Origin of the sequence: Pseudomonas sp. MAG002Y, from assembly GCF_019400845.1 — a bacterium.
Taxonomy (GTDB): domain Bacteria; phylum Pseudomonadota; class Gammaproteobacteria; order Pseudomonadales; family Pseudomonadaceae; genus Chryseomonas; species Chryseomonas luteola.
Genome location: NZ_WOEJ01000007.1, coordinates 52,995 through 69,761, shown reverse-complemented (window position 1 = coordinate 69,761; position 16,767 = coordinate 52,995). Strand labels below are relative to the sequence as shown.

14 protein-coding genes and 1 pseudogene are annotated in these 16,767 nt (G+C 55.6%); all 15 read right to left on the bottom strand.

From position 1 onward, the window contains the following. Positions 1–24 precede the first annotated feature (24 nt). A complete protein-coding gene (gene nuoL, locus GM154_RS11815) occupies positions 25–1,872 on the bottom strand; it encodes an NADH-quinone oxidoreductase subunit L (protein ID WP_074823901.1) in 1,848 nt (615 codons plus the stop codon). Continuing rightward, positions 1,869–2,177: an NADH-quinone oxidoreductase subunit NuoK gene (nuoK, locus tag GM154_RS11810; protein ID WP_010794911.1), complete on the bottom strand. Its 309-nt coding sequence runs from the start codon at positions 2,175–2,177 to the stop codon at positions 1,869–1,871. Before nuoK ends, nuoL begins: the two co-directional genes overlap by 4 nt. A 19-nt stretch (positions 2,178–2,196) precedes the next feature. Beyond that, entirely contained in the window at positions 2,197–2,709 is a 513-nt protein-coding gene (gene nuoJ, locus GM154_RS11805; RefSeq protein ID WP_010794910.1) for an NADH-quinone oxidoreductase subunit J, read from the bottom strand. Between the two features lie 10 nt (positions 2,710–2,719). Beyond that, a complete protein-coding gene (nuoI, locus tag GM154_RS11800) occupies positions 2,720–3,268 on the bottom strand; it encodes an NADH-quinone oxidoreductase subunit NuoI (protein ID WP_010794909.1) in 549 nt (182 codons plus the stop codon). Positions 3,269–3,279: 11 nt separating this feature from the next. Further along, positions 3,280–4,275 (bottom strand): NADH-quinone oxidoreductase subunit NuoH, encoded by a 996-nt coding sequence (gene nuoH, locus GM154_RS11795; protein WP_010794908.1) that lies wholly within the window; start codon positions 4,273–4,275, stop codon positions 3,280–3,282. Then, a complete protein-coding gene (gene nuoG / locus GM154_RS11790; protein ID WP_219652343.1) occupies positions 4,272–6,989 on the bottom strand; it encodes an NADH-quinone oxidoreductase subunit NuoG in 2,718 nt (905 codons plus the stop codon). The genes nuoH and nuoG overlap by 4 nt, the downstream gene beginning before the upstream one ends. Before the next feature lie 151 nt (positions 6,990–7,140). Further along, on the bottom strand, positions 7,141–8,490 hold the full coding sequence (gene nuoF, locus GM154_RS11785) for an NADH-quinone oxidoreductase subunit NuoF (protein ID WP_219652342.1): 1,350 nt from the start codon (positions 8,488–8,490) through the stop codon (positions 7,141–7,143). Beyond that, positions 8,487–8,987, bottom strand: coding sequence for an NADH-quinone oxidoreductase subunit NuoE (nuoE, locus tag GM154_RS11780; RefSeq protein ID WP_173869050.1), 501 nt, complete (start codon positions 8,985–8,987; stop codon positions 8,487–8,489). Before nuoE ends, nuoF begins: the two co-directional genes overlap by 4 nt. After that, positions 8,984–10,765, bottom strand: coding sequence for an NADH-quinone oxidoreductase subunit C/D (nuoC, locus tag GM154_RS11775; RefSeq protein WP_219652341.1), 1,782 nt, complete (start codon positions 10,763–10,765; stop codon positions 8,984–8,986). The genes nuoE and nuoC overlap by 4 nt, the downstream gene beginning before the upstream one ends. A 45-nt stretch (positions 10,766–10,810) precedes the next feature. Continuing rightward, on the bottom strand, positions 10,811–11,485 hold the full coding sequence (locus tag GM154_RS11770; protein ID WP_010794903.1) for an NADH-quinone oxidoreductase subunit B family protein: 675 nt from the start codon (positions 11,483–11,485) through the stop codon (positions 10,811–10,813). Positions 11,486–11,495: 10 nt separating this feature from the next. Further along, positions 11,496–11,909, bottom strand: coding sequence for an NADH-quinone oxidoreductase subunit A (locus GM154_RS11765; RefSeq protein ID WP_010794902.1), 414 nt, complete (start codon positions 11,907–11,909; stop codon positions 11,496–11,498). Between the two features lie 482 nt (positions 11,910–12,391). Further along, positions 12,392–13,180, bottom strand: coding sequence for a secretin N-terminal domain-containing protein (locus tag GM154_RS11760; protein WP_074823913.1), 789 nt, complete (start codon positions 13,178–13,180; stop codon positions 12,392–12,394). 509 nt (positions 13,181–13,689) lie between these two features. Then, positions 13,690–14,109, bottom strand: a pseudogene (locus tag GM154_RS25640) (GNAT family N-acetyltransferase); the annotation flags it as partial. Further along, a complete protein-coding gene (locus GM154_RS11750; RefSeq protein WP_219652339.1) occupies positions 14,102–15,274 on the bottom strand; it encodes a cupin domain-containing protein in 1,173 nt (390 codons plus the stop codon). The gene GM154_RS11750 and the pseudogene GM154_RS25640, both read right to left, overlap by 8 nt. Before the next feature lie 57 nt (positions 15,275–15,331). Beyond that, positions 15,332–16,702 (bottom strand): adenylosuccinate lyase, encoded by a 1,371-nt coding sequence (gene purB / locus GM154_RS11745; protein ID WP_219652338.1) that lies wholly within the window; start codon positions 16,700–16,702, stop codon positions 15,332–15,334. Positions 16,703–16,767: the final 65 nt, after the last annotated feature.

Sequence of the window (16,767 nt, the reverse complement as noted above, 5' to 3'; positions counted from 1 at the left end):
CTCAATTCCTTTCGTAGATTCAAGTCAGGCCAGAAGCAGTGCGGCCAGAAGCAGCACTGCACCACCCACGATGGAGGCAGCATACCAACGCAGGCGGCCGTTCTCTGTAAGGCTCAGCGTGAGGTTACCGGCACGCGCGAGGATCGGGACAATCAGGATCGCCTTGTCGATCGGATCGCTACGCAGCAGTCGGGTAATCGCCAGGTAAGGCTTCACGAAGATCCAGTTGTAGAGCCAGTCGAAGCCCCAGGCGTGATACCACCAGGTACCAAAGAATCGACCCGGAGCACTCTTGGCAAGTGCACTGACAAAGCGACGCTTGCCCAGGAAGAGCAGGGCCGCCAACAGGATGCCGGCCAATGCAATGGCGCCTGAGGCAATTTCCAGACTGTGCTTGGCTTCGCCACCTGCATGGCCAGCCGACTGAGGCAGTACACCCGACAGCGGTGGTGTGATCCAGGCGCCGATAAAGGTGGACAATACGATCAGTACGATTAGTGGCAAGTGATGTGCGATCCCATGACCACCATGGGCCTCAGTCTTGGCTTCACCGTGGAACACGATAAAGATCAGGCGGAAGGTGTAGATCGAGGTCAGGAAGGCACCTACCAGGCCTGCAATCAGCAGATTCTGATGACCGCTGGCAAAGGCTTCCCAGAGGATCTCGTCTTTTGAGTAGAAGCCAGCCGTAATCAGCGGTAGCGCTGCCAGCGCTGAACCACCAACCAGGAAGCTTGCATAGGCCAGCGGAATTTTTTTCCACAGACCGCCCATCTTGAAGATGTTCTGCTCGTGATGGCAGGCCAGGATGACCGAGCCGGATGCAAGGAACAGAAGCGCCTTGAAGAACGCATGGGTCATCAGGTGGAAGATCGCACCGCTCCAGGCGCCTACACCCAGGGCTAGGAACATGTAGCCGATCTGACTCATGGTGGAGTAAGCAAGGATACGCTTGATGTCGGTCTGTACCAGTGCTGCAAAGCCTGCCAGAACCAGCGTAACCGCACCCACGATACCCACTAGATGCAAAATCGAAGGCGTCAGCTCGAACAATCCATGACAACGGGCGATCAGGTATACGCCGGCAGTCACCATGGTCGCTGCGTGGATCAGCGCCGATACTGGGGTCGGGCCTGCCATCGCATCGGCCAGCCAGGTTTGCAAAGGCAGCTGGGCAGATTTACCTACCGCACCACCCAGCAGCATCAGCGTAGCCAGCATCAGCAGTGGATCGTTCATCGTGAACACATCTGGCGCACGAGCCAGCAGTTCCTGGATATCCAGCGTGCCCAGTGTCATGAACAGGATGAACAGACCGAAGGCCATGAACACGTCACCCACGCGGGTCACGATAAAGGCCTTGAGTGCTGCATTACCGTTGGCACGCTCGCTGTAGTAGAACCCGATCAGCAGGTAACTGCACAGGCCTACACCTTCCCAACCAAAGTAGAGGAAGAGCAGGTTATCGCCCAGTACCAGGAACAACATGCTTGCCACGAACAGGTTGGTATAGGCAAAAAAGCGTGCATAGCCTGCTTCACCGCGCATGTACCAGGAGGCAAACAGGTGAATCAGAAAGCCTACACCGGTGACCACACACAGCATGGTTACCGAGAGACCATCCAGGTACAACGCGATGTTGGGTGCAAAGCCATCAACGGTCATCCAGTTCCACAGCACCTGGGTGACAGCGCCGGAAGGCGGCGGGCTGGACAGGAACTGCCAGCTAACCAAGGCGGCTGTAAGCGCAGATAGCCCGATCGAGCCTACTCCAATCAGGGCAGACAGGTTTTCGGACCAGCGGCTACGGGAAAATGCCAGCAGCACAAACCCGATAAGGGGAAAGACGAAGGTAAGAGGTAACAGGTTCATCCGCGCATCTCGCTGGCAGCATCGACATCGAGGGTTTGGAAACGGCGATACAGTTGCAGCAGGATCGCCAGGCCAATACTCGCCTCGGCAGCAGCAAGGCTCAGTACCAGAATGAACATCACCTGACCATCCGGTTGCCCCCAACGGCTGCCACCGACCACAAAAGCCAGGGCGGAAGCATTCATCATGATTTCCAGACTCATCAATATGAACAGGATGTTGCGCCGTACCATCAGGCCAACCAGACCCAGGGCGAACAACGCGCCGGCAAGTGCCAGACCATGTTCCAGAGGTATCGCATTCATAGGTCCATTCCTTAACGAGTTACTCGCCGACGCCTTTGACGTCTTGTTGCCGGCCCAAGTGATAGGCCGCAACCAGCGCAGCCAGGAGCAGCATCGACGCCAGTTCGACCGCTAGCAGATAGGGGCCGAACAGGCTGATACCAACCGCTTTTGCATCAACCGTGGTATGACCGATGCTTGCACCGCCGGGCATTCTGCCCAGCACCAGCAGCAACTCGACCAGCAACGCGATGGAAAGAATCGAAGGGCCAACCCAGATGCCAGGCGTTAACCACTTGCGTTCCTGCTCAACCACGGCAGGGCCGAGGTTGAGCATCATCACGACGAATACGAACAGCACCATGATGGCGCCAGCGTATACGATGACCTCAAGCGCACCGGCGAATGGAGCGCCAAGGCTGAAGAAGGTCATCGAGACCGCTAGCAGCGAGATGATGAGGTAGAGCAGGGCATGTACCGGATTACGGTTGGTAATCACCCTGAACGTGGCCAGTACGGCGACACCGGCAGCGAAATAGAAAGCAAATTCCATCTTTCCGTCCTTACGGCAGCAGGCTCTTGACGTTGATTGGCTCGGCCTCGTTCTTCGCAGCACCCTTGGGTTTGCCCGCAATGGACATACCGGCGACGCGATAGAAGTTGTAGTCCGGGTACTTGCCGGGTCCGGAGATGAGCAGATGCTCCTTCTCGTACACCAGGTTCTGACGCTCGTACTCGCACATCTCAAAGTCCGGTGTCAGCTGGATAGCGGTGGTAGGACAAGCCTCTTCACACATGCCGCAGAAAATGCAGCGGGAGAAGTTGATACGGAAGAACTCCGGATACCAGCGACCGTCTTCTGCTTCGGTTTTTTGCAGGGAAATACAGCCTACCGGGCACGCTACCGCACACAGGTTGCACGCCACGCAGCGCTCCTGCCCATCGGGATCACGGGTCAGGACAATCCGGCCTCGATAACGAGGTGGCAGATAAACCGGCTCCTCGGGGTACTGCAGGGTGTCGCGCTTTCTAAAGGCATGGGAAAAGATCATCAGCACGCTTCGTAGCTGAGTCCATGTGCCATGCACGACATTGACTATTTCTTTGAACATGGCGGCTCTCCTCAGTGAACCACGGCCGGGGTGGCGTTATACAAAACCACCGCACCGGTAACGAGCAGATTGATCAGGGTCAGCGGCAGACACACCTTCCAGCTGAACGCCATCACCTGGTCATAGCGCGGACGTGGGATAGACGCACGCAGCAAAATGAACAGCATGATGAAGAACGCAGTCTTCAGGGCGAACCAGATGAAGGGTGGCAACAGCGGACCATGCCAGCCACCAAAGAACAGCGTGACGAGCAGGGCAGACACCAGCACGATGCCAATGTATTCGCCTACGAAGAACATGCCCCACTTCATGCCGGCATATTCAACGTGGTAACCATCTGCCAGCTCCTGCTCTGCCTCCGGCTGGTCAAAGGGGTGGCGGTGAGTCACCGCAACGCCTGCGATCAGGAAGGTACAAAAGCCGAAAAATTGAGGGATGATGAACCACAAGCCCTGATGCTGCGCTTCGACGATATCTCGCATGTTGAAAGAGCCGGTCACCGCGACGACGCCCATGAGCGAAAGCCCCATGAATACCTCGTAGGAGACGGTTTGGGCTGAAGCGCGCATGCTACCCAGCAAGGCGAACTTGTTGTTGCTCGACCAGCCTGCGAACAGCACTGCATAGACTGCAAGGCCAGCCATCGCAAAGAAGAACAGAAGACCAATGTTCAGGTCCGCCACACCCCAGGTAGGTGTGATCGGTACCACGGCAAACGCGATCAGCAAGGCGCTCATCGCAATGACGGGTGCCAGCATGAACGTCATCTTGTCCGCGAACGGTGGCGTCCAGTCTTCCTTGAAGAACATCTTGATCATGTCGGCGCCCAGCTGGAAGGCACCGAAAGGACCGACACGGTTTGGCCCGTGACGATCCTGCCAGAGGCCAAGCAGACGGCGCTCGACCCAGCTAAGCAGCGCGCCGCAGATAACGACGGCCAACAGGATCACGATGGCCTTCACGACGGCCAGGATAATGGCGATGACGGAAGGGGTTAACCAACTCATTGCGCAGCCTCCTGGACGCGATCGATGGTAAGACCCGCCAGGCGGGCTGGGATGCCTTCAAACCCCACCGGCAAGCCGATCAAGCCAGCAGTCAGACCAGGTTTGACCATCAGCGGCAGGCTCAGCGCCTGACCAGCAACCGTAACGCTGACCTTGGCACCAGGATTGACGCCCAGACGGTCTGCATCAGCTTTTGCAAGCGCGACGTAAACTTCGGGGATACGCTCCTGGAAAGTCTCCGAGCGAGCCGAGGTCTCTTCGCTGCCGAACAAATGATGGATCGGTACGGCTTTCCACTGGTTCGCCTGAGCGGAATAGGCTGCCGGAATGGCGTTGAACCAGCTCAGGCGATCGCCAGAAGACTCGATCAGACGAATACCAGGATCGCCCGCACGCAGATGTCCGCCTACCTCGTCCTGGAACTTGTTCCAGGCTTGCGGCGAGTTCCAGCCAGGAGACCAGGCAAATGCGATCTGCTGACGGGGTTCGGCGCTGCCGTAATAGCCTTCCATGGAGAAGGCGAAGGCAGAGTCTATATCCTGTGGCGTACGCGGCTCGTGAACGCTGATATTGGCGCGCATTGCAGTACGACCGCTGTAACGGTGAGGCTCACGGGAAAGCTTCTGGCCCTTGATACGGAAGGATGCGCTGGGCGCTGCATCCCGAATGCCAGCCAGGCTCGGATGACTTGCTGCACACGCCTCGGTAACCTGGTCCAGCTGCGTCCAGTCCACGGCCTTGCCCTGCAAGGTGCTGTGCAGTGCATGTAGCCAACGCCAGCCTTCACGAATCAGGCTACTCGGATCGTAATAAGTAGGCTCGTACACCTGGAAGAAGCGCTGGGCACGGCCCTCCTGGCTTACCAGGGTGCCATCACCTTCCGCAAAGCTTGCGGCTGGCAGGATCAGGTCGGCACGCTCTGCCGTAGCTGTACGCTGATGGTCCAGTACGATCAACGTTTTGGCTGCCTTGAGTGCTTCTTCTACGCGTGCAGAGTCGGCGCGACGGAACAGGTCGTTTTCCAGCACGACCAGCGCGTCGGCTTTACCCGCTGTCAGCGCGTCGAACGCATCATCTACCGACTCGCCGCCAAAAATGGCCAGGCCCATGCTGTTGGCTTCGGGAACGACAAGGCTCAGCGAGCCGTTCTTTTCCTTCAGCGCCAGTGCCTTGGCAATGTTGGCAGCAGCCTCGATCAGCGCGCGTGATCCCAGTGAAGTACCCGAGATAATGAGCGGACGCTTGGCATTGAGCAGGGTGTCGGCCACCAACTTGACCTGCTGCGCTACTTCATCGCTCAGACCTTCTACTGCCGGAGCGGAAGCGTCGAGAGCGTTGGCCAGTGCAAAGCCGAAGCGAGCCAGATCTTCCGGCGCACCGTGGATAGTCTGCGCAGCGATGTCATCCAGACGTGTCTCAGCCAGGCTGGCCAGAAACACGGGGTTTTTGCTGGACTGCCCGATGGTCTGGACAGCCGCCTTGTGCCACTCAGGAATACGAGCTGCCGCTGCAATATCGGTTGCCTTGCCTTTGGCTGCCTGACGGACTGCCAGGGCGACACGGGCTGCGGTCTGGGTCAGGTCTTCGCCTAGCACCAGCACAGCGTCATGGTGCTCAATGTCGCGGATGGTGGGGACAGGAAGAGGGCTGTTACGCAAGACATCCAGTACAAGACGAACATGTTCAAGCTCATGCTTGGCCATGCCGCTGTAATAGTTTTCTGCACCTACCAGTTCACGTAGTGCATAGTTGCTTTCCAGGCTGGCACGGGGAGAGCCGATACCGATTACCCTACGCCCACGCAATAGCTCGGCAGCCTTATCCAGTGCAGCATCTACCCCTGCGTTGAGCGAGCCGTTACGCAGCAGCGCCTGGCGAGGGCGATCCTTGCGGTTCACATAGCCATACCCGAAGCGGCCACGGTCGCACAGGAAATAATGATTAACCGAGCCGTTGTAACGGTTCTCGATACGACGAAGCTCGCCATAGCGCTCACCGGGGCTGATGTTGCAACCAGACGAGCAGCCATGACAGATGCTTGGTGCAAACTGCATGTCCCACTTGCGGTTGTAGCGCTCGGAGTGGGTCTTGTCGGTAAACACACCTGTTGGGCAGACTTCAGTCAGGTTTCCGGAAAACTCGCTTTCCAGTGTGCCTTCCTCAACGCGGCCAAAATACACATTGTCATGGGCGCCATAAACGCCCAGATCAGTGCCGCCCGCGTAATCCTTGTAATAGCGCACGCAGCGGTAGCAGGCGATACAGCGGTTCATCTCATGGGAAATGAACGGGCCCAGGTCCTGGTTCTGGTGGGTGCGCTTGGTGAAGCGATAACGGCGCTTGTTATGGCCTGTCATCACGGTCATGTCTTGCAAGTGGCAATGACCGCCTTCCTCACAAACCGGGCAGTCGTGCGGATGGTTGGTCATCAGCCATTCAATGACACTACTGCGAAAGTCTTTGGCTTCCTGGTCATCAATGGATATATAGGTCTTGTCCGTCGAAGGCGTCATGCAGGACATGACGAGGCGACCACGGGTGTCGTTCTCATCAGCAAACTGCTTGACCGCACACTGTCGGCAGGCACCGACGCTACCGAGCGCCGGGTGCCAGCAGAAATAGGGAATATCGAGACCGAGGGACAGGCAAGCCTCCAGGAGGTTGTCCGCACCGTCGACTTCGTACTCTTTGCCGTCTACGTGGATAGTGGCCATGGTTCTTCAGTCTTCGTTTGCCGGGGGACCTGGAAAGGCTTGAGCCTTTCCACAGCCTTACCGCGGCGTGGCTATTGGAATCACGGTGTCGCCGTCTTTACACATGCGTTCAGGCGGCGACAGTGGCCAGCTCAGCGAGCCGGCACACAAATCAAATGACTGTTTCTACAACGGAAGGCTGGGGCTCGCTGGGAGCCTTATTCACGCCCGCCTCGAATTCGCTGCGGAAATACTTGATTGCGCTGGCCAGTGGCTCGACCGCACCAGGGGCATGAGCACAGAACGTTTTGCCTGGGCCAAGGAAGGTGCATAGCTGCAGTAGCGTCTCGATATCGCCGCTTTGACCTTCGCCTTTTTCCAGCGCGCGCAAGAGCTTGACGCTCCATGGCAGACCGTCGCGGCAGGGCGTACACCAGCCACAGGACTCACGGGCAAAGAACTCTTCCATGTTGCGCAGCAGCGAAACCATATTAACGGTATGGTCTACCGCCATGGCGAGGCCGGTCCCCATACGGGTACCCACTTTGGCGATACCGCCAGCAAACATAGGTGCCGAAAGATGCTCCGGCAGCAGAAAGCCTGTGCCTGCACCACCTGGCTGCCAGGCCTTCAGGGTATAGCCTTCGCGCATACCGCCAGCATAGTCTTCGAATAGCTCTTGAGCGGGTATGCCAAACGGCAACTCCCACACCCCGGGATTCTTGACCTTGCCGGAGAAGCCCATGAGTTTTGTACCCATGTCTTCGCTTCCCTCGCGCGCCAATGATTTGTACCAATCGACGCCATTGGCGACGATGGCTGGCACGTTGCACAGGGTTTCGACATTATTTACGCAAGTCGGCTTGCCCCAGACGCCAACAGCAGCAGGGAAAGGCGGTTTGGAACGTGGGTTGGCCCGGCGGCCTTCAAGCGAATTGATCAGGGCGGTTTCTTCACCGCAGATGTAGCGGCCCGCACCAGTGTGAACAAACAGCTCGAAGTCAAAGCCACTGCCAAAGATGTTTTTGCCAAGGTAGCCGGCGGCCTTGGCTTCCTCGATGGCGCGATTCAGGTTGCGTGCGGCATCGACATACTCACCACGAAGAAAGATATAACCGCGGTAGGCCTTCAAGGCCCGTGCGCTGATGATCATGCCTTCTACCAAGAGGTGCGGCAGCTGCTCCATGAGCAGGCGGTCCTTCCAGGTGTTAGGCTCCATTTCGTCAGCGTTGCACAGCAGATAACGAATGTTCAGGCTTTCGTCAGCAGGCATCAGGCCCCATTTGACGCCGGTCGGGAAACCCGCACCACCGCGGCCCTTGAGGCCCGAGTCCTTGACAGTCTGAACGATATCCGTAGATGCCATGTCAGCCAGCGCCTTGCGCGCAGCGCTATAGCCGTCTTTGGACGTATATTCCTCAAGCCAGACCGGCGCGGCATCGTCACGCAGACGCCAGGTAAGCGGATGAGTTTCGGGTGTACGAGCGATTTTGTTCGCAGGACCCACGGAGGTAAGCGTCATACATAACCCTCCAGCAATTTGGCGACACCGGACGGCTGGATATTGCCGTAAGTGTCCTCATCGATCATCAGGGCGGGGGCTTTGTCGCAGTTGCCAAGGCAGCATGTCGGGAGCAGGGTAAAGCGACCATCAGCGGTCGTCTGGCCCAGGCCGATACCTAATTGCTCCTGGATTTGTCCCAGTACGGATTCATGGCCACCGATATAGCAGACCATGCTGTCGCAGACGCGGATGATATGACGGCCGACGGGCTGACGAAAAATCTGGCTATAGAAGGTAGCTACGCCTTCCACATCGCTTGCAGGAATGCCGAGGATTTCACCGATGGCATAGATAGCGCCATCCGGGACCCAGCCACGTTCCGTTTGAACGATTTTCAGTGCTTCGATAGATGCCGCACGGGCATCCTCGTAGTGATGCATTTCATGTTCGATGGCAGAGCGTTCGGTTTCACTCAGCTCGAAACGATCAGTTTGAATCAGTGTACTCATGATCAGCGGTCCACATCGGCCATGACGAAATCGATACTGCCCAGGTAGGCGATCAGGTCCGCCACCATGCTGCCTCGGATCACCGAGGGGATCTGTTGCAGATGCGGGAAGCTGGGCGTACGAATGCGAGTCCGGTAGCTCATGGTGCTGCCATCGCTCGTCAGGTAATAACTGTTCAACCCTTTGGTCGCCTCGATTATCTGCATGGATTCGTTGGCCGGCATGACCGGTCCCCAGGAAACTTGCAGGAAGTGAGTGATCAGGGTCTCGATGTGTTGCAGCGTGCGCTCTTTAGGCGGCGGCGTCGTCAGCGGATGGTCTGCCTTGAAGGGGCCTTCAGGCATGTTCTTCAGACACTGATCGATAATCCGCAAGCTCTGACGCATCTCTTCGATACGGACCAGGCAACGATCATAGGCATCGCCGTTGTGCGCGATAGGCACTTCGAATTCGAAGTTCTGATAACCCGAATAAGGCCGTGCCTTGCGCATGTCGAAGTTCAGGCCGGTGGCTCTCAAATTCGGGCCGGTTACGCCCCAACGCAACGCTTCTTCAGTGTTGTAATGGGCTACACCTACGGTACGACCTTTTAGGATGCTGTTCCGAATGGCTGATTTTTCGTATTCATCCAGACGCTTGGGTAGCCAGTCAACGAACTCCTTGACCAGCTTGTCCCATCCTCGAGGCAGGTCATGGGCCACACCGCCAATACGGAACCATGCCGGGTGCATCCGGAAGCCGGTAATGGCTTCTACCACCTTGTAGGCGCGCTGACGATCCGTAAAGGCGAAGAAGACCGGTGTCATGGCGCCCACGTCCTGAATATAGGTACCCAGGAACAGGAGATGACTCATGATGCGGAAGTATTCACACATCATGATTCGAATCACCTCAACCCGTGCAGGGACTGTAATTCCGGCAAGCTTTTCAACAGCCAGTACGTAGGGGAGGTTGTTCATGACACCGCCCAGGTAGTCAACCCGGTCGGTATAAGGAATGTAACTGTGCCAGGATTGACGTTCGCCAGTTTTCTCGGCTGCGCGGTGGTGATAGCCGATCTCGGGAACGCAGTCGACAATTTCTTCGCCGTCCAGCTGAAGAATGATACGGAAGGCACCGTGGGCGGACGGGTGGTTCGGACCCAGGTTCAGGAACATGAAGTCAGACGTGTCGCTCTGCTGCTTCATGCCCCATTCTTCAGGCTTGAAGCGTAGGGTTTCCTGCTCCAGATCCTGCTTCGCCGCGTTCAGGGCGTAGGGGTCGAATTCCGTCGCGCGGGCTGGATAGTCCTTGCGCAGCGGGTGGCCTTGCCAGCTGTCAGGCATCAGCATCCGCTTGAGCAGGGGATGGCCGTCGAACCGGATGCCGAACATGTCCCAGACTTCACGCTCGTACCAGTTAGCGTTCGGCCAGATATCAGTCACGGTGGGCAAGGTCAGGTCGTTCATCGACAGCGCGACCTTGATCATCACATCGCTATTCCGCTCGATGGACATCAACTGATAGAACACAGTGAAGTCGGCCGGCGGCAGGCCGCGGCGCTGGGTACGCAGCCGTTCATCCATGCCGTGCAGGTCGTACAGCATGACGTACGGACGCGGCAGGTTACGCAGGTAGGTCAGTACTTCTTTAAGCTTTTCACGGGGCACCCACACTACGGGCATGCCCGTACGAGTAGTTTGAATAGTTAGCGCATCCGCGCTAAAGCGTGCCTTGAGTTCACCCACCACGCCTTCATCTTGGGCAGCGTGCAGGGGTGCGGACAGAACAGTGTCTGCAGTCATGATTATCCGTCGCTATCGGTCAACGTCACGTGTGAGCCTGAGGGCTCACACTTCGTCGGGGCTGCGCAGGTTGGTTACCTGAATACGCTGTTCGCGTCGCTGCTCTCGTTGGGCTGGCATCTCGGCACGATAAATACCTTGCTCACCAACAACCCATGAGAGTGGACGACGCTCTTCGCCAATCGAGTCCTGCAAGAGCATCAAGCCTTGGAGGAATGCCTCGGGGCGAGGAGGGCAGCCCGGAATATAGACGTCTACAGGCAGGAACTTGTCCACGCCTTGGACTACCGAGTACACGTCGTACATACCACCAGAATTAGCGCAGGCGCCCATTGAGATGACCCACTTGGGTTCGAGCATCTGTTCGTACAGACGCTGAATGACCGGAGCCATCTTTATAAAGCAGGTACCTGCCACCACCATGAAATCCGCCTGGCGCGGTGAGGCCCGGATAACTTCAGCACCAAAGCGGGCGATATCGTGCGGCGCGGTAAACGCTGTGGTCATTTCCACATAGCAGCACGAGAGACCGAAGTTGTAAGGCCAGAGGGAGTTCTTACGCCCCCAGTTGACGGTGTTGTGCAGGACGTCATCGAGCTTGCCCATAAAGATGTTCTTATGGACTTGCCCTTCAGTCGGATCGGAAACGGTTTCCCGTGTCCCGGCCGGATAGCGTTCTACGACCGCATCGGGATCGATCCTGGTAAGTTTGTATTGCATCGCCAAAGCCTCATTGTTTTAGCTTCGCCTGCCGCTTACGGCGGCCTTCAGGAGCCCAGTCGAGCGCCCCGATCCGCCATAGGTAAACAAGACCCGCCAACAGAATTGCTATGAAAACTGTAACTTCGATGAATCCAGCCCATCCTGATTCACGGACGGATACGGACCATGCGAAGAGAAAGAGCGCTTCGACGTCAAAGATCACGAACAGCATCGCGACCAGATAGAATTTAGCGGAGAGGCGCAGTCGCGCTCCACCGGTAGGAACGATACCCGACTCGAAGGGATCGTTTTTACTACGGCCAACAGCACGGCTGCCTAGCAGGCTGGAAACGCCGAGCATGAATCCTATAAGACCGACTACACCCAAAAGGAAAATCGCAAAGCTCCAATTGTGAGCTAGAAGACCGGTCGTATCAGGCATGCTCATGGTCCTTATCGTTTTTGCTAGTGAAAATCCTGCCTCATCCTGCGACATGACGTCGCAAGCGGCGGTGGAATTCTATTCCTGAATAACGCGTGTGTAAAATTTTTGACGAAAAAAGATTTGTTTAAATGATTTCCGTCAATCGCATTCAAGTAAAGTGGATTAAATCTTTGTTTATTAAGATTTATTCTCAACTAAATTCGCTATTTGGACGCTCTAATAATTGAGTGATTTAGTTGGTTTTATACGTGCAAATCGCTCTTGTTATTAGCGTAGCAGGCTCACTCCCAATTGCTAGAAGTATTGTTCTTTATAAATAAGCTGCGTAAGTTTAGCGTTTTAATATAAAGGGTCCAGGTAATATCTTATTGATATCACCTGGATTCGAATACGACAGATGAAGCGTGTTGTGAAGTGCAGTCAGTGCATGGACGCTAGTGAGATATGTGCGTCTTGAAGGTTTATACGCCAGGGTGTTTTTAGTCGAGAAGGTCCACCTTGACCCTGAGTTGGGTATCCTGACTGCCCCGGGTTGAATATTCATACAGAATTCCATCTTCAGAGCGTGAAGCATTCTGTGAAAAACCGCTCAGCGTAATCCATTCACCTAGCCGGCCGCTGACGCGGGTGCTGGTGGATTGAGTATTGATAGTGTTGGGCTGATTTCTGTCCAGGCTGTTGTTGCCGCCATCTATTGTCAAATGTACAAGATTGCCTGTAAGGCTGGCAGTAACGTAAAAGCCACGGTTGAGATCGCGATACTCAGTACGAGTATAAGGGCGACCGTAAGGGTCGATTTCAGTGGTGGAAATAGGCACGCTTTGACCAATCTTGACCAAGGCAGGGGAGCCTTCCGTTGCCTGTACCTGCTGTGTGCCGTCTTGCTGTGTGCCGGTGCTGTTACTGATGATGCGAACCTGCGTGTCTGGATGATTACCCAGTCGTCCGTTAACCGAATAACCCTGCTCATCGCCCTCATCTGCATCGCGTGTATCGACAGTAATCAAAAGGCGATGCGGCTCTGTATCCAATTGAGATAACAGGCTTTTGATTTCAGTGATTTTGTTTGACTCAGCATTAACGATGAGTTGATTGCCATAGGTACTGACTTTGCCTTCTGAGCCCAAAGTGGATTGCACGATAGGCAGCAGTTCATCGGCGGTTCTGTAATTAAGGGGAATCACTTCAGTACGAGGTGCCGCCTGTGCTGCGAAAGCAGTCATCAGCATGGACAGAAATAAGGCCAAGTATGCGCGATAGGGCTTCATAACACCATGCTTCTCACGTTAGGGTCCGATTGGCTGGTTTGCCAGATGCTGTCGAATCGGCTCTGTTGCAAGCGAACAGTGGCTCTCGCGTTGTAATAGGCCGTACCGGTATATAGCTGTGGGTTGTTGCGAATCACCAGGCCCTGATCGTCTATCAGTACGTAAGCGGTGTCGTCTGCCGGATAATCAGGCGAGCGCCTGCGAATTAAAAAGTTACTGGTCAGGCGTCGTGCCAGATTGATGAGTCGATGGCTCTGACGTACAGCTTGGCCTGAGTCCTTGAGCAGTACACGCAGGCGATTGCGAGGGTGCGCCAGTAAAAAACGTGTAATGGCGTGCTCTACATCGCTGCGGTTGTAGAGTTGTGGTTCAAAGTCTGGACTATAGATACAGATGCTGCGTCGTGCCTGGGAAAGCAATTCAACGATATGGAGAGCAGCATCATCAGGAGTCTCGAAGCGCATCTCACGCTTTTCATCGGCTGCTACGGCCTCTGTTTGCTCCAGCGTAGAGTGTCTGGTCATGTCGACATGGGCGATACCCGCCTCCAGATATTCATCACCGGTGACAGTAAACCCCAGGCGCTGATAAAACGGAATGGCCTGGATTTGTGCGCTTAAAACCTGACGGTGTAATCCGCGTCGCTCGGCCTCGGATATCACTGCATGCATGATGGTTGAGCCAACATTGAGGCCGCGCCAATCGCGTAAAACCGCAACGCGACCTATGCGGCCATCCTCCAGTAGGCGAGCAGTGCCTACTGGATAAAGACCCTCTTGAGCCAGAAAGTGTATGGCATGCTCATCTTCCGAGTCCCATTCCATTTCTGGCGGTACAGCCTGCTCTTGGATAAATACGGTTTCTCGTATATGTCTCAGGGCCTCGTTGTCACGCTTCCAGTCTGCGACGCGGATAGAGAGATCACTCATCAGCAAATACCAGGCTGCCTTGTTCAATGAGTTCGCGTATCAGTTCCCGGCCGGCTTCATCCTCTAGCCAGTTGCCCAGGTTTTCTTGATGCAATGCGTCAGCTGAGCATACCAGTGCAAGCAAGGGTTGAAGGTGGCCGGAAAGTAATCTGCTTTGACCGCTCGCGAAAATCATCACATCGTTGCCCATTTGTGACCAGGCCAGTCGTGCGCTGGGGTTGCGTATAAGGCAGGCACCATCTTCCAGAGCTTGGACCAGATCACCTTCTAGAAGAGACTCGCCGCTGATCAGCTCAGGGTAGCGCGGCTCGGTCATGTATTGGCCAAACCAGGCCAATAGCATCCGCTCATCATTGATGTGTTCTTGTATAAGGGCTTTAAGGCGATCTACAGCGTCTTGCTTGATCTGGCCAGAGTCTGTTGCCTGCACAGGTTCAGTGCCTGCATCACTATAGCGCTCTTCTTCTGGGATGAACTGAGTCAAAAAGTCGGTGAAGTGCGTCAAGACCTCTGAGGTACTGGGTGCGCGAAAACCTATCGAATAGGTCATGCACTCATCCTCGGCAATGCCATCATGGGCAAGCTGAGGGGGTAGATACAACATGTCGCCGGGTTCCAACACCCATTCATCGGTCTGCTCAAATTCCGCCAGGATCTTGATATCCGGGTTGTCCTGTAAAGGACTTTCACTGGTGCAACGCTGACCGATCTTCCAGCGACGTCGACCATAACCTTGCAAAAGGAATACATCGTAGTTGTCGTAGTGGGGACCAACGCCGCCGCCTGGTGCTGCATAGCTGATCATGACGTCGTCGATGCGCCAGCTTGGCAGGAATTTGAATGGCTCGACCAATTCGGCTACTTCAGGAACGAACTGGTCAACCGCTTGAACGAGCAGTGTCCACTCGCGCTCAGGCAGGGTAGAAAAGTCTTCTTCCTTGAAGGGACCTTGGCGTAGCTGCCATAGGCCTTGTTCTTCGGGCGCGATGATGCGTGATTCAACTTCTTCCTCAAGGGCGAGGCCAGCCAGTTCGTTAGGAGATAGCGGTGTTTCGAAATCCGGGATGGCCTGACGGATCAACAGGGGTTTGCGCTGCCAATAGTCGCGCAGGAATTCTCGAGCCGTCAGGCCGCCCAACAGTTGCAAAGGAGTGTCTGCGTTCATGTCTGTCTCTGAAATAAAAAAGCCCGGCGCAGCCGGGCATAAGAATAGGCTCGGTATTCAAATACGCTTGGCTTGCTCTATAGCATTACCAATATAGTTGGCAGGCGTCAGCGCCTTGAGTTCTGCCTTGGCCTCTGCAGGAATGTCCAACCCTTCAATAAAAGTTTGCAGGGCTTCGGCGCTGATGCCTTTGCCGCGGGTCAATTCCTTGAGCTTTTCATACGGATTAGCTACGCCGTAACGACGCATGACGGTTTGAACCGGCTCGGCCAAGACTTCCCAGCAGTTGTCCAGATCGTCAGCGATACGCTGCGCATTCAGCTCCAGCTTGCTGATGCCCTTGAGCGTGGCTTCATAGGCAATAACACTATGGGCGAAGCCGACACCCAGATTACGAAGCACCGTCGAGTCGGTCAGGTCGCGCTGCCAGCGAGAGATAGGCAACTTGCTGGCAAGGTGCTGCAGAAGTGCATTGGCAATACCAAGGTTGCCTTCGGAGTTCTCGAAGTCGATCGGATTGACCTTATGTGGCATGGTCGAAGAACCGATTTCGCCCGCAACGGTTTTCTGTTTGAAGTAGCCTAGCGAAATATAGCCCCAGATATCCCGATCAAAATCGATCAGGATGGTGTTGAAGCGAGCAATGGCATCGAACAGTTCCGCAATATAGTCATGCGGCTCGATTTGTGTAGTGTAGGGGTTCCAGGTAAGACCCAGGTCATTCTCGACGAAGGCTTGTGCGTTCGTCTCCCAATTGATTTGGGAATAGGCCGACAGGTGTGCGTTGTAGTTACCTACGGCGCCGTTGATCTTGCCAAGCAGCTCGATACCAGCAATCTGCTTGATCTGGCGATCCAGGCGATACACCACGTTGGCCAGTTCCTTACCCAGTGTAGTAGGGGAGGCTGGCTGTCCGTGAGTGCGCGACAGCATCGGGACGTCGGCAAAACGGTGCGCCAGCTCGCGGATGGCGCCCGCGATGTTACGCATCAGTGGCAATAGAACGGTATCACGACCTTCGCGAAGCATGAGTGCATGAGAAAGGTTATTGATATCTTCTGATGTGCAGGCGAAGTGGATGAATTCGCTGACGGCATTGAGCTCAGGCAGTGCTGCAGCGTGCTCTTTCAGCAGATACTCGATAGCCTTGACGTCGTGGTTGGTCGTGCGCTCGATTTCCTTTACCCGCTCTGCCTGCTCCAGGCTAAAACTGGTTACCAGCTTTTCCAGAATCTCATTGGCCTGCGTGGAGAAGGGCGCTACTTCGGGGATGGCATCATGCGAGGCCAGACGCTGGAGCCAGCGAACTTCAACCATGGCGCGGAAACGGATCAGACCGTATTCGCTGAAAATCGGGCGCAGGGCTTGGGTTTTGCTGGCATAGCGGCCGTCAATAGGCGAAACCGCGGTAAGCGAGGAAAGCTGCATGGGGCATTCTCGACAGTCAATGAGAGGAAAAAGGCGCGATAGCATACACCAAAGCGCCATGTTTG